This window comes from Pacificibacter marinus (assembly GCF_900109555.1).
Taxonomy (GTDB): Bacteria; Pseudomonadota; Alphaproteobacteria; order Rhodobacterales; family Rhodobacteraceae; genus Celeribacter; species Celeribacter marinus_C.
Window position 1 is genome coordinate 1 of record NZ_FNZV01000019.1, and the last position, 15066, is coordinate 15066.

11 protein-coding genes are annotated in these 15066 nt (G+C 53.2%); 7 read left to right on the forward strand and 4 right to left on the reverse strand.

Annotation, left to right across the window (positions count from 1 at the left end):
• Positions 1–12 precede the first annotated feature (12 nt).
• The 7 genes from acs (at position 13) to BM025_RS17575 (ending at position 9150) form a co-directional block, all read left to right on the forward strand.
• On the forward strand, positions 13–1980 hold the full coding sequence (gene acs / locus BM025_RS17545; RefSeq protein WP_090875459.1) for an acetate--CoA ligase: 1968 nt from the start codon (positions 13–15) through the stop codon (positions 1978–1980).
• Between the two features lie 160 nt (positions 1981–2140).
• Positions 2141–2398, forward strand: a complete 258-nt coding sequence (locus BM025_RS17550; RefSeq protein ID WP_085850758.1) for a DUF4212 domain-containing protein — start codon at positions 2141–2143, stop codon at positions 2396–2398.
• 10 nt (positions 2399–2408) lie between these two features.
• A complete protein-coding gene (locus tag BM025_RS17555) occupies positions 2409–4133 on the forward strand; it encodes a sodium:solute symporter family protein (protein WP_085850757.1) in 1725 nt (574 codons plus the stop codon).
• 117 nt (positions 4134–4250) lie between these two features.
• Positions 4251–6071 carry a DUF294 nucleotidyltransferase-like domain-containing protein gene (locus BM025_RS17560; RefSeq protein ID WP_085850756.1) on the forward strand — a complete coding sequence of 607 codons (1821 nt, stop codon included), beginning with the start codon at positions 4251–4253 and terminating at the stop codon, positions 6069–6071.
• Between the two features lie 11 nt (positions 6072–6082).
• Complete coding sequence (locus tag BM025_RS17565; RefSeq protein WP_085850755.1) at positions 6083–6604, forward strand: hypothetical protein; 522 nt, start codon at positions 6083–6085, stop codon at positions 6602–6604.
• Between the two features lie 49 nt (positions 6605–6653).
• Positions 6654–7043, forward strand: coding sequence for a response regulator (locus tag BM025_RS17570; RefSeq protein ID WP_085850754.1), 390 nt, complete (start codon positions 6654–6656; stop codon positions 7041–7043).
• Positions 7033–9150, forward strand: coding sequence for a 3'-5' exonuclease (locus BM025_RS17575; protein ID WP_085850753.1), 2118 nt, complete (start codon positions 7033–7035; stop codon positions 9148–9150). The genes BM025_RS17570 and BM025_RS17575 overlap by 11 nt, the downstream gene beginning before the upstream one ends.
• Here the strand turns inward: BM025_RS17575 and BM025_RS17580 are convergent.
• From BM025_RS17580 to BM025_RS17595, 4 genes are all read right to left on the reverse strand, one after another.
• A complete protein-coding gene (locus BM025_RS17580) occupies positions 9139–9762 on the reverse strand; it encodes an NUDIX hydrolase (RefSeq protein WP_090875461.1) in 624 nt (207 codons plus the stop codon). The genes BM025_RS17575 and BM025_RS17580 overlap by 12 nt on opposite strands.
• Before the next feature lie 21 nt (positions 9763–9783).
• Positions 9784–10953, reverse strand: a complete 1170-nt coding sequence (locus tag BM025_RS17585) for an HlyD family type I secretion periplasmic adaptor subunit (RefSeq protein WP_085850751.1) — start codon at positions 10951–10953, stop codon at positions 9784–9786.
• A complete protein-coding gene (locus tag BM025_RS17590) occupies positions 10953–13265 on the reverse strand; it encodes an ATP-binding cassette domain-containing protein (protein WP_090875463.1) in 2313 nt (770 codons plus the stop codon). Before BM025_RS17590 ends, BM025_RS17585 begins: the two co-directional genes overlap by 1 nt.
• Positions 13266–13648: 383 nt before the next feature.
• Positions 13649–15007, reverse strand: a complete 1359-nt coding sequence (locus BM025_RS17595) for a TolC family protein (protein WP_139204594.1) — start codon at positions 15005–15007, stop codon at positions 13649–13651.
• Positions 15008–15066: the final 59 nt, after the last annotated feature.

Below are 15066 nucleotides of genomic sequence, written 5' to 3' on the forward strand. Positions count from 1 at the left end.
GGGAGGAACACCATGACCGACACGACCTATTCACCGGATGAGGCATTTACGGCCTCGGCTCATATTGATCGCGCGGGCTATGATGCGATGTATGCGGCGTCTGTGTCTGATCCTGATGCGTTTTGGGGCGAGCAGGGTAAGATTTTGGATTGGATCAAACCCTTCACCCAAGTCAAACAAACCAGTTTCGAGTTCGGAAAAGTCGATATCAAATGGTATGCGGACGGCGTTTTGAACGTCTCAGCCAACTGTATCGACCGCCATTTACCGACCCGTGCTTTGCAAACTGCGATCATTTTCGAACCTGATGATCCCAATGCTGACGCGCAGCACATCACCTATAAAGAGCTATCGGAAAAGGTAAATCGCTTTGCCAATGTGCTTTTGTCCCAAGGGGTGATGCGCGGTGATCGCGTGGTGATTTATCTGCCGATGATCCCCGAAGCCGCCTATGCCATGCTCGCCTGCGCCCGCATTGGCGCGATCCATTCCATTGTTTTTGCTGGATTTTCCCCTGATGCGCTTGCCAACCGCATCAACGACAGTGGTGCCAAAGTGGTGATCACCGCCGACTCTGCCCCGCGTGGCGGGCGCAAAACAGCGCTTAAATCCAACGCTGACGCAGCTTTGCTGCATTGCTCTGACAAAGTGCGCTGCCTTGTGGTCAAACACACCGGCGATCAAATCACTTGGATCGATGGTCGCGATGTCGACGTCAAATATCTGATGCAACACGCTTCACCTGACTGCCCGCCCCGCCCGATGAGCGCCGAAGACCCGCTGTTTGTGCTCTACACATCTGGCTCGACAGGCAAACCCAAAGGCGTGGTACACACGTCTGGCGGCTATTTGGCTTATGCGGCTATGACCCACAAATACGTGTTCGACTACCACGATGGCGATGTGTTTTGGTGCACCGCAGATGTCGGCTGGGTCACGGGCCACAGCTATATTGTCTACGGTCCACTGGCCAACGGCGCCACGACAGTGATGTTCGAAGGCGTGCCGACATACCCCGACGCTGGCCGGTTCTGGGCCGTGTGCGAAAAGCACAAAGTGAACCAATTCTACACCGCGCCGACGGCTTTGCGCGCGTTGATGGCGCATGGCAATGACTTTGTCGAAAAGTACGATCTGTCCGACATCAAAGTGCTGGGCACCGTGGGCGAACCGATCAATCCCGAAGCGTGGAATTGGTACAACGATGTGGTCGGCAAAGGCAAAGCGCCGATCGTCGACACGTGGTGGCAGACTGAAACAGGCGGGCACCTTTTGGCACCCCTGCCCGGCGCTGTGCCCACCAAACCGGGCTCTGCCACGTTGCCATTCTTTGGCGTGCAACCTGTGATTTTGGACCCAACAACAGGCGAAGAAATCACCTCGGTTGAAGCCGAAGGTGTGCTGTGTCTCAAGGACTCATGGCCCGGTCAAATGCGCACCATCTGGGGCGATCATGAGCGGTTCCAAGAGACCTATTTCCAACAGTACAAAGGCTACTATTTCTCGGGCGATGGCTGTCGCCGCGATGCCGATGGATACTACTGGATCACCGGTCGCGTGGACGATGTGATCAACGTCTCAGGCCACCGCATGGGCACCGCCGAAGTCGAAAGTGCACTGGTCGCTCACGCCGCCGTGGCCGAAGCCGCAGTCGTCGGTTTTCCTCATGAAATCAAAGGCCAAGGCATCTACGCCTATGTCACATTGATGAACGATCAAACCCCGTCTGACGACTTGAAAAAGGAATTGGAAAAATGGGTCCGCACAGAAATCGGCCCCATCGCCAAACCTGACTTCATCCAATGGGCCCCAGGCTTGCCCAAAACCAGATCCGGCAAAATCATGCGCCGCATCCTAAGAAAAATCGCCGAAAACGACACAAGCACGATGGGCGACATCTCAACTCTCGCCGAACCAGCCGTTGTCGAAGAATTGATCAGTAATTCGATTTATCACGTCAAGGCATCGGTCGGCGCATAAGGCATACGTCGCCCGCACATGTGGGCGGCGCATTTAAGGTCGGCAGCAAACGCGGCACGACTTAGGAGGCGGATGCCGCACTGCGCGGGGTTCGTGAAATCGATCTGGCAATCGGCACAAAAGCCGTGGTGAGATCAGGGACGTAAAGGGAGGCCCCGCAATGGCGGACAAGTCACAACACAACGCATATTGGTCAGCGAACCTACGCATCATCGGCATCAGCCTTGTGATCTGGTTCGTGTGTTCATTCGGGTTTGGCATTTTGCTGCGCCCGCTTTTATCAGGCATCAAAATCGGCGGCACAGACCTTGGGTTTTGGTTTGCGCAACAAGGTTCCATTCTTGTGTTTCTGGTACTGATTTTCACCTACGCATGGCGCATGAACAAACTCGACCGCGAACACGGCGTCGAGGAATAGGAGCAGGATTATGGATCAGTTTACACTTAACCTGCTCTTTGTGGGCGCGACTTTTGCGCTCTACATCGGCATCGCAATTTGGGCCCGTGCGGGAACAACTGCGGAATTCTACGCGGCTGGCCGTGGTGTTCACCCTGTGCTCAACGGCATGGCGACAGGCGCGGACTGGATGTCTGCCGCGTCGTTCATCTCAATGGCTGGGATCATCTCTTTCGGGGGCTACGACACCTCTGCCTACTTGATGGGTTGGACCGGCGGCTATGTGTTGCTCGCCATGCTGCTTGCGCCATATTTGCGCAAATTTGGCAAGTTCACCGTGCCTGAATTCATCGGAGATCGATTTTACAGCCAAACAGCGCGCACGGTTGCTGTGATCTGCTTGATCACCGCCTCTGTGACATACGTGATCGGGCAGATGACCGGCGTTGGCGTGGCGTTTTCACGTTTCTTAGAAGTGTCCAATTCAACAGGCTTGTTCATCGGTGCGGCAATTGTTTTCATGTACGCCGTGCTTGGCGGCATGAAGGGCATCACCTACACACAAGTTGCCCAATACGTTGTCTTGATCATCGCCTACACGATCCCAGCGATCTTTATATCGCTGCATCTAACAGGTAATCCAATCCCTGCTTTGGGTCTATTCTCAGATGCGACATCCACTGGTCAACCTTTGCTGGAAACACTTGAGGGTCTTTTGTCTGACTTGGGTTTCCAATCCTACACCGAACAACATGACACAACGCTCAACATGTTCCTGTTCACCGTATCTTTGATGATCGGTACAGCAGGTTTACCACATGTGATTGTGCGCTTCTTCACAGTTCCAACTGTTGCAGACGCGCGGTCTTCTGCGGGGTGGGCTTTGGTGTTCATCGCATTGTTGTACCTGACGGCCCCTGCTGTTGGTGCCATGGCGCGCTTGAACTTGATCAACACTGTTTATCCTGACGGCGTTGCATCCACGCCTGTGGCTTATGACGCGCGCCCAGATTGGATGGTCAACTGGGAAAAAACCGGTCTTTTGCAATTTGAAGACAAAAACGGTGACGGCAATATTCAGTACCTCAATGGTGATGAAAACGAACTGGTTGTGAACCGCGATATCATCACGTTGGCCAACCCCGAGATCGCAGATCTTCCAGGTTGGGTGATCGCGTTGGTGGCGGCAGGCGGGCTGGCTGCGGCTTTGTCTACGGCGGCGGGGCTGCTTATGGCGATTTCATCAGCTGTGGCGCATGACTTAATCAAGGCGCAAATCAATCCGGGTATTTCCGAGAAAAACGAACTCTTGGCGGCTCGGATTTCTATGGGTGTTGCGATTGCTGTTGCCACATACCTTGGACTGAACCCTCCAGGATTTGCGGCGCAAACTGTTGCTTTGGCCTTTGGTCTTGCGGCGTCTTCGATTTTCCCAGCTTTGATGATGGGTATCTTTTCGAAACGCATCAACAACAAAGGCGCAGTTGCGGGTATGCTTGCAGGCCTTATCACGACATTGCTTTACATCTTCTTGCACAAAGGTTGGTTCTTTGTTCCTGGCACCAATTCGTTCACGGACGCAGAGCCATTGCTCTTGTCGATCAAGTCAACGTCCTTTGGCGCAGTCGGTGCGATGATCAACTTTATCGTGGCCTTTGCAGTGTCTCGTGCAACAGATGAACCACCTGTAGAGATCCAAGAGCTGGTCGAAAGCATCCGAATTCCACGCGGTGCAGGCGAAGCTGTCGATCACTAAATAAACTTGGGCCCGCTGTCGTGGCGGGCCTAAACCACTCTTTAGGGTGTGCTGCCTTGAGGCTGCGCACTTTTGCCTTTTAAACCCGTCAATCAACTCATTTTAGGGAGCCAGACGATGGAGCACGCAGAAAACCCTGTTATCTCTTTTTTGCAATCGGCACACCCTTATGACGTTTTGCCAAGCGACAGATTGCACCAACTCGCTGCTCAGTTTTCCCGCAAGACGTTTCGCCAAGGCGAGACGATCTATGCCTATGACGACTGGCTCGATGGGCTATATTTGATCAAAGAAGGCACAGTAGAAATCATAGATATAAACGGCGCGCAGGTGTCGTTTCTGCAAAAGCACAATCATTTCGGCGAACGTGGTTTGCTGCGTACAGGACGTGCTGCCACCACCGCCATTGCCGCGAGTGATGTGGTGGTTTTGGTTCTATCCTCTGCCGTGTTTAAAGCCGAAATTGAACGCAATGTTGAATTTGCACGCTATTTCAAACGCGGCCAAGCCCGCCCTGCTGCTGCCGCAAGCTTAATGACCCAGCACGTCAGCGACTTGATGGCACGCGACCCCATCACATGCGCGCCCACATTGCCGATTAAAGACTGCGCAACGATGATGCGCGATGCGAAAGTATCGTCTGTTGCGGTCACACAAGACGGCGCATTGCTTGGGCTGGTCACGGTCCGCGACATGACCAACAAAGTACTGGCCGAAGGGCGTAACAGCACGGATTCCGTGTCAACCATTATGACGAAAAATCCGATTTCACTGCCTCCGACAGCGCTTGGAAGCGATGTAATTCATAAAATGCTTGAGGCAAAAATTGGCCACCTACCCATTGTCGATGCAGGGCAAATTGTCGGCATGATCACCCAAACCGATATCACTGGATTCTTTGGATCATCGCAAACGCAGATGATTTTTGATTTATCGAATGCTGAAACCATTACGCAAATGGCGCGTATCACAGCGCGGTTGCCACAATTTTTAATGCAGCTTGTTGGTGCACATTTGGCCCATGAAGTGGTCACACGCAAAATTACCGACATTACGGATATTGTCACACGTAAACTGATCACCCTGTTTGAAACCCAAAACGGTGCAGCCCCCGTGCCCTATGCTTGGGCCGCCTGTGGCAGCCAAGGTAGACGTGAACAAACCGGCGTATCAGACCAAGACAACTGCCTGATCATCGCCCCGTCCGCCAGCGCGCAAGACATGGTATATTTCCACGCCATGGCCAAATTTGTATGCGATGGGTTGAACACTTGCGGGTATGTTTATTGTCCCGGCGATATGATGGCGATGAACCCGCGATGGTGCCAAACGCTTGATCTATGGCAGAATGATTTTTCAACATGGATTGCCAAACCAGACACGCAAGCGCAAATGCTTGCTTCGGTCATGTTCGATCTGCGTGTGATTTCGGGTAATGAAACCCTGTTTCAATCTTTGCAGGAAACTGCGTTGATTGCGGCCAAAGACAATTCAATCTTTATCGCTCATATGATGGCAAACGCGCTGAAACATGCCCCACCTTTGGGATTATTGCGCGGGCTTGCCACGATCAAATCGGGTGAGCATCGCAACCATATAGACATGAAACATGCTGGTGTTGTGCCTGTGGTGGATCTTGGTCGTGTGTATGCCTTGCAAGGACGGCTTTTGCCCGTAAACACCCGTGCTCGCATTGAGGCGGCCATTGAATTTGGTATCGTTTCAAAATCTGGTGGAGGTGATCTTTTGGCGGCCTACGACACCATCGCCACCGTACGATTGGAACACCAAGCGCGCCAAGTGCGCAAAGATGTGCCGCCCGACAATTACTTAAGCCCGTCATCCTTGCCCGCTTTTGAACGCTCACACTTGCGCGATGCTTTTGTTATCGTTCGGACTATGCAATCCTCTCTCAGCGCACATGCGGCGCGGGTTTAGAAAGATGCTATATGCTATTTGAATTTATCGCCACATTGTCTTTGGGTGCTGGAGCTGCGGGACTTGTTTTGCTGCTGCAAAAATTCACGCGCGGCGCTCTGCCGCGCTTTGCAATGCCAGCCGCCGCAGGTCTTGCCATGTTCGCATTCACAATCTGGAGCGAATATTCATGGGCTGCCCGCTCGATGGCTGCCTTGGGACCAGATGCAGTTGTTGCGCGTGCAATTGAACAAAAGCAAGTGTGGCGACCATGGACATATTTAGCCCCAGTCACCACGCGATTGATCGCTTTGGATGGCGCAAAAACCAAAGACTTTGATGGCACCGTTGTCACCGATATGTACCTACTGTCACGCTGGCAAGATGGTGCGGTCGTGCCCGTGGCTTTAGACTGTCTGTTGAACCGCCGCGCAGATTTATTTGCGGGCCATGGTGAAGACATAAAAGTCACACTTCAATCTGCAGATTGGCTGGCCGTAGGCGCAGACGATCCCGTCTTGCGCGCCGCCTGTGACACGCTACGATCTGACTAAATGGGGCAATAGCTTAAACCAAAGCCCCACCACACGAGGACATAAAACCATGCACACCGCAGCTCATATTCTCATCGCGAGCGCAGATGAGGCCTTGAGTGCCGCTCTTGAACTGATCTTGGTTCAAAATGGATATCAGGTAATATGTACCGCGTCTGGCCCGCAAGCGCTGGCGCATATACGCGCGTTGAACCCCGATTTAATTATTTTGGAAACGGATTTGTCTGAGATGTCCGGTTATGAAGTCTGCCAGCGTTTGCGCAGTGAGCCAGAATTTGAAGCGTTGCCCATCGTGATGATCGCGCACGACACGCGTGATATTATACGACGCAAAAGCTTGGCGTTGGGAGCCAACCTTCTGCTCACCACCCCAATCATACCAGCCACGTTTTTAGATGCTGTGAGCACCAGCATTGCGGAGGTTACGCATGCAAATTGAACGCTGGTCCTTGCGCCTGCGCATGTTTTTGTTTTTCGCATTCTTGGCGGGTTCCACGATCTTGGCCATCAATCTTGGTCTTTGGTTGGGTTACCGTAAACTTGGCATCGCGGAGGCCCTCGATGGTTTTATTTTCGCGGGGATCATTGCAGTGTTTGGCGTATTGGGCGCCACCGTTTGGGTTTGGATTTTGTTTGATGAACATGTCGCTAAGCCGATCCAAACGCTATCAGGCACCTTACTGGCGCGAGCACAATCAGATCACCCAAACACAAAAACTGACCATTCAGCGCGGTATCTAGGCGATCTGTCTTTGGCAGCACAAACTGTGACCAATCAACTCGTCCAGACACGACGTTTGTTGGCCAAAACAGTTGCACATGAAACCGCTGAGTTGATTGAAACCAATGAAAAACTTGCCGCTCTCGCTGCCGAAATTCCGTTCGGTATCTTGCTTGTCTCAGGCAGCCACAAGATCGCGTTTTATAACGGCGCTGCGACAGATTTATGTGGGTCGGACTTATATGTCTCAGACAAAAAACTCGGATTGGGTCACAGCATTTTCGACATTCTAACACCTGCCCCCCTTATATCTGCCTATGCACGTTTGTGCGCAGGCGATGGCGGCATAGGCCATGTGATCCCTTTGACAGTTATGGTGCAAGACGGCACACAAATTCTGTCGGCTCGGATGCGTTTGGCGCATGCTCCGCAAAGCAAACAAGATCGCCCAGCCTATGTTTTAACCCTTGATGACACCGCACCAGATCAACAGCGACGCAATGCCCACAGTACGCTTGGCACGCAAGCCATCAGACTGTTGGCTGATTTAGGGGCAACGCTGCAAACCGTTCAAAATGCGCGCGAACACGTCGGCTCTGAGCAGGCAATCCCAAAGTTAAACGCGGCCCAACAAGAGCTTTTGAACACAACGGCAATCAAAGCCGCTGAGGTGTTTGAAGAGTACAAACACCTCAATGCTTTGAGAACACAGACAGTCATTCAAGTGTCCGGGGAAAACATATGTGATGCCGTTGTGGCGCGCCTCAAAGATGTAGGGATCACGCTTATGGCAAGCCAGAACGATCCCGTTTATTTGAATGTCGACCCTGATCCATTGATCTCACTTTTAACCCACACCGCCACGCGTCTGTCGCAAGATGGCGCCAAAGCTCTTTCCATGCTGATCACCCCCGAAGACACAGGCGTGATGATCGCATTGGGATGGTCAGGCGAAGCTTTATATGTGGACCGGCTGGACGCTTGGCTGAGCGAACCTATCGACACAGATCACCCACAGGCGTCATGGCGCAAAGTGTTGAACGACATAGACACCGACATGTGGCCCGAAGCTGGCCGCGGAACCCGTCGTGTGCTTAAACTGCCCATAGCTCATGCTGCGATCAGCGCCCAACAGAACCGACGCGGTGCGACCTATGACTTTGATTTGTTGGCGAAACCATCCCAAGACACACATCTATCCACTGCGCTCAGTGATTTGACCTACGTGGTCTTTGACACCGAAACCACTGGGCTTTTTCCGAACGCGGGTGATGAAATTTGCCAAGTGGCCGCCGTTAGAATTGTGAACGGCAAAGTTGTGCGCGGTGAAACACTGGATGCACTCGTCGATCCAGAGCGACATATCCCCAAAGCCGCGACCAAAATTCATCACATCACCAACGAGATGGTGCGCGAGCATCCGACCATCGACGTGGTTGGGCGCGCCTTGCATAGTTTTGCACGAGGGGCCGTTTTGGTCGCGCATAACGCGCCGTTTGATATGGCGTTTTTGCACAGACATGCGAGCCGTATTGGGGCGCAATTTGATCACCCCGTCATAGACACAGTGCTGCTATCTGCCGTGGTATTCGGCCAAAGCCAACCGCACAGTTTGGATGAGATTTGCACACGCCTAGGCATCAATATTCCACCCGATCAACGCCACACAGCGCTTGGCGATACGATTGCAACAGCACAAGCGTTTTTGAAGATGCTGAAAATGGCTGAGGCCAAAGGCATCACAACATTCGAAGATTTGGTCATGGAAATGAAACGTCACAGCAGGCTGCAGCCAGACCTTAACAATCGCACCTTAGCGGATTGACCGAATGCGCCCGATCGGGCCACGGTGATCGTAAAACGGCACCGCCTCAGGCGCGCTGATCTGCGCGCTCATGGCTTGCACTTCGCCCAAAACGATGCGCGTGACAAAAGGTAAATCTAGCAACATAGCCCTGTCCAAACTCACCCACTGCAGATGCGATAATTCGTCTTCTGCGCGGGAAAAGTCGTCTGGATTTCCTTCAATTTTATTTGCATCGCAGACCAAAAAACGCGCATCGAAACGCCGTGTGCGTTTGGGCGGCGTAACCGCACGAAAGATGAAATGCATCTGAGCGGTCTCTTGCAGCGCCAGTCCCGTTTCTTCTAAAACTTCACGTCGGGCTGCGGCCAATACGGCCATAGCGAGATCAGATGACGCTTCATATTCAAGCCGCCGCAAACAGGTGTCCCCCGCAGATTTCAAGGTATCCATCTCATAGTCTTGCGGATCAACGCCACCACCAGGAAACACAAATTTTCCCGGCATAAACACGGCTGACCGCCCGCGTTGCCCCATAAGCACACGCCGCTCATCCCCCTGTTGACGCAGGAAAATAAGTGTCGCGGCATCTCGAACAGGCATGGGCGTTTCTAGGTGAATAGAGTCTGTCATAGGCGTAAGCTTAACCCGCGTTTAGGGTTCGCGAAAGGCTTCACGTGATTTATACAACGGTTTAAGCAAGTATTTCAAAAAGGTCTTTGAGCCTGTGTGCAATTCGACCTGGGCCCGCATGCCGGGACGGATTTCTATTTCGGATTGGCGCTTTGTCAGACTGTCCAAATCCACCGATGCCGTCACGCGGTAATATGGCGGCGCATTGGGGTCGCGCTCGTCTTTGAACGTATCTGCGGACAGGACTTTGACCTTGCCCGACAGCGTGCCATAAATCGTGTAATCGTAAGCGGTAAGTTTGATCGTCGCGGCCTGCCCTGGCTCGACATGAGCAATGTCTTCTGGACGCACGCGTGCCTCGACAAACAATTCTTCGTCAATGGGAATGATCTGCACGATCTCTTCACCCGGACGTACGACTCCACCGATTGTCGTCAAACTCAACTCATTCACAATGCCGCGCATAGGCGATGTGATGACGGTGCGATCCAACTGATCCTCGGCCAAGGTCAATGCTTGTTTCACCGAAGCTATATCTTGCAACGCTTCTGAAAACTCTTCAGCCTCATTCAAGTTGGCTTGGGTCACGATCTCGTTGTATTTAAGCTGCGCGTCAGAATGTGCTTTGCGTGTGCGGGTCACTTCGATCAAGGCCACAACATTGCGCGACAGCATATCTTCCATCAAAGATAGTTCTGCTTCGACCTGTTTGAGCACATTTAAAGCCCCCTCAGACCGCGCAAGATAATCTGCGGTGCGGGCTTTTAAAAGCGCACGTTCAGAGGCCACAACATCTGTGACACGCGCGGCCAAATTGTCAGGTACCTCAAAGGAATCTTGATCTGCCAACTCAGCCTCAAGCCGCAGCTTGCGCACTTCAAGCGCATCAAGCTTTTCTTGTAAATCCTCCACCGAGGTGCGAAATTCTGTGCCGCTCAGCGTCGCCAAAACATCGCCTTGCTCCACCACATCGCCTTCACTGACCAAGAGTGAAGACAAGATGCCACCTTCAAGGTTTTGAATGATTTGCGGTCGCGACGAAGAAATCATCTCGCCGTCTGCACGCACGATCTCATCAACGGATGCGATAGAGGCCCATAAAATGAAAACGACAATAACGAGTGCTGAAATGCGGATGATCCAACCGGGGCGGTCCATATCTTTGTCGAGAAGATTTTCCAGCCCTGACATCAACCGGGCCCATCGTTAGATTTCGACAGATGCGCCAAAACCTGATCACGTGGCCCATCCACAACAAGACGTCCGTCTTTGAGTACCATAGTCCGATCCGTGAGCCCGACAATGGGCATACGGTGCGTCGCGATTAAGGCTGTACGCCCTTCAAGCCAGACGCCCAAGCGTGCCACCAGACCGGTTTCAAGTGATTGATCCAGCGAAGCCGTCGGTTCGTCCAACAAACACACGCGCGGGTCTTGCAGCCACAAACGCGCCCAGCCGATAGATTGACGCTGCCCCACAGATAGGCCTTCGCCACCATCGCGAATTTCCAAATCAAGACCACGATGATGACCCCGCACAAATGGGCCAAGACCCGAAAAATCAAGCGCTTTGAGCAAGCGATCATCATCGCGTTCAAGGCCACCCAAATTCAAATTATCGCGCAAAGACCCCGCAAACAAACGCACATCTTGCCCCAAATATCCCACGTTACGACGGATATCGCGTGGATCGATTTGGCTCATCTCGGCACCATCTAAAAGCAATCGACCTTGTGCGGGCGCATACAGACCCGCCAACACTTTCAGCATCGACGACTTGCCCGAACCATTGGCCCCAAGCACTGCAATCTTTTGCCCTGCTTTGATATCAAGCGCCGCAATATCAAGCGTTGGCGCACCTTCGTCATCGTAGCGAAACTGCAATTCGCGCAAGGCAAAGTCACCCTTGATGGTTTTACGGCGCAAGAAAGTGCGATCTTCGTTGGCATCTTGCGGCGCAAGCGCAATCGCATCGAGACCTGCAAGCGCAGTTTTCACATTGCTCCACCGTGCCATTGTGCCAGACAGCTGTGTCAAAGGCGCCAAGGTGCGTGAGGTCAAAATACCTGTGGCAATAATCGTGCCCACCGTGAACTCGCCCGCAAAGACCAAATACGTGCCCAAAACAACTGCCGACAAATAGGTGATTTGCTGGATGCCTTGGCTCCAAAACGTCAAAAAGCCCGCAAGCTTGCGCTGCTCAGACGATTTGGCAGCTCCAAGTACATTAAGTTCATCCCAAATCCGACGCACGCGTTCTTCGCCGCGTTGGGTTTTGATTGTATCAAGTTCAAACACGGCCTCATGCAAAAGCCGCGATGCTTTGGCTGACGCCCCTTGGGATTCCACCGTGAGCCGCATCATTTTCTTTTGGAAAAAATATCCGGGTACAACCATGATAAACGCGCCGAAAACCAGCACCCAAACCACAGGGCCAGCGATGGTCGCCACCAGAGCAAAGAACAAGAAAATAAACGGAATATCAGCGACAGTGCCAATGGTTGAGGCCGTAAAGAATTCGCGTACAGACGAAAATTCACGCATCGCGGAAAACAATCCAGAGGGCGACGTTGGCCGCGCATCAGAGCGCATTCCAAGCAAACGCTCCATCAACATGGATTGCACGCGGATTTCGATTTGACGCCCAGCCCCGTCCATAAGGCGCGAGCGCGCCAGCTTTATGACGGCCTCAAGGCCAACCGCCAAAACAGCGCCCAAGGCCAACACCCATAAAGTAGACTCTGACTTATGTGGGATCACGCGATCATAAACCTGAAGCGAAAACAAAGCGACAGCGACGGCCAAAAGATTGGCCACCAAAGACCCAAGGGCGATCTCGCCGATTTGACGGCGAAAGGCCCCGAACTGACCCCAAAACCAATGTTCGGTTATCGCGGCAGGTGCATAAGATTTTGTCAGCGAAGCCAATGATTTGTTGGCCCGGACAACGGTCCCCGAAAAGAACGGCGCGAATTCGTAAACTGGCACTTCGGCGGTTTGGTCCGGCGTACTGCGATCAAAAACCGTTATCACATCGCCTTTTTGTGACAACACTAGGATCACATGCCCAGAGGTCATTTTGGCAAGCGCAGGCCACGCTTTTGGCGTCAGGCTGGCCAAGACTGTGACTTCGGCGCTTAGTCCACAGGCTTCAAGCCCACGCGCAAGAGCTTCAACACTTACGTCTTCGCCTTGCGCATCTGCAAAGCTTTCGACGATATCTGACACCATAGACGTCACACCCAACCGCGATGCATAGGTCGCGACCAATTCAGCGCGGCGCACTTGTTTGGTCACGTCTGCCTGATCTGGCGAGGGCATTTTAGCCGTTTCGGCACGCAGGGGCAGAGCGTTTGTCTTTTGCACAGGGTTGGCCAAGGCAGGTTGCTTGGGGGCGGCGACACTGGGCGGTGGACGATCTGGCGCGCGCGGCGCCTCAGCCTTTGGACTGGCTTCTGGAATTGGCTTAGGATTTGGTATTTTGGGCGTGACTGGCGGTGTCATGGTTTCACGCTTTGGTGCAGAGGATGCCAGTTTCGCAGCCTCCTCAACCCCTCGACGGACTGCCGCCGCTGCCGCTTTTTTTAAAGCCGCTTTAGGGTCTTCAAGCTCGGGGGGGTGATTAGGTTTTGCAGAGGCCGCGTGAATCAAAGATTTCGGTAACGCAATCTTGGCCCGCGGCTTGGGTGTGGGGGGCGATGCCGCTTTTGTCACGTTTTCTTGGCTGGCAGAAAGATCATCATCTGCGCCAGATTTGCGCTTTCCCATGCCGCCAAAATGAATAGTGAGCGGGCCAATTTTCTTATCGCGCGGCGGCTTTGTTTCGTTCGAGACATCTTTTGGTGTCTCTGGCGCAGTGGCGGTGAAGGTGAGTTTGGGCAAAAGGCTCAAATATCCGCCCCATCTGCCAAAGCACCCGCATTGCGCGCCATTTCAAGCTGCGTCAGTGTAATTTCGTATTTGAGATCAATATGCTTCAACTCGCTGCGCACCATTTGCTCGTATACGCCAACAACGTCCATGACCGTTTTTTGCCCACCTTCAAACTGCTCTTGGAACAGACGAAAGTTGGTGCGCGTTTGCTGGACCAAATTGACGGCATCTCGTTCTTGGCGCAGCAAGGCAGTCAATTCGTTTTGCAGGCGCGCAGATTTACGGGCGGCGGTTTCTTTGGCCAAAGCAACGCGCGCGGCTGCGGCGCGCTCTTGTGCTTTGAGCGCTTCGATGTCCGCGCTTGTGCCCAATCCAAGGTTCGCAGTGCCGCCGATATCGGCACTGGCGCTGTTCTTTTGCCCCAAGATGCCACCAACACTCAGGCTGGGCAAAAGCCCCGCCCGCGCAGCTTTTGATTCAGCCACCGACCGTTTTGCTTCGGCCTGTGCGCGCAACACCTCAAGCGGTGCCAATTGTGCAGGGGGGACAGGGATTGCATAGGCTTGGGTCAGTGGGGTCGCCGCATGGCCGCCCGTCATAACGTTAAATTCTGACAAAGCGGCACGTTCAGCCTCGCGGTGTGTCGATGCTTCTTGGTCCATGTCTGTCAGTTTGGCCTGCACGACACGTTGATCGGAAAGGCTGGAAAGCCCGCCCGAGACACGCACAGATACAATACGATTGAATTCTTGCATCCGGCCAAGACCACGCGCGGCCATACCCGCTTTTTCATGAGCTTCGGCGGCAGTGATATAAAGGGTCAAACCTGTGTGCAGCCGGTCGTTCATATCTTGCGACAAAGCAACGGCAGAGACTTCGACATCGGCAGCAGCAAAGGCGCGCTCGGCTTTACGTTTGCCATTGTCATAGAGCACTTGCTCGACGATCAGACCTGCAGCCAACTCTCCCAACGAACTGAGCGTGATGGATGGGCCAATGGTTGGAAGCCAGTTTTTTGACCGTGCCACAGAGCGCATTTTAGATGCACGCAATTCGGCTTGCGCCAAACCAGATGACGTCGTCAACATCGTTTTCGCCACAGGTGCATAGGGAGACGCAGGGGACAAAACCGAACGCCGCGCCAAGAGACCATCGATGATATCCGAAGACGCATCTTGGTTGGCATGCGCTAAGTTGGGCTGTTGATCATAAGTGTTAGACGCAGTGTCGTCGTTTCCGCCGGCCAAACCGCGCATAAAAGCAACGGGTTTGACATCGGACAGTTTGGACATACCAAGCACGCCGTTGCCGCAGCCGCACAAAAGTGCGGCCACGCCAATCAAACTGCCCCGTATAAGCCCTGCTCTTTTCACCTTCTACCTCACCCTTTTTCTTGTTAAGCGAGGGCGTCTCCGCCGCCACAGTGAGTAGG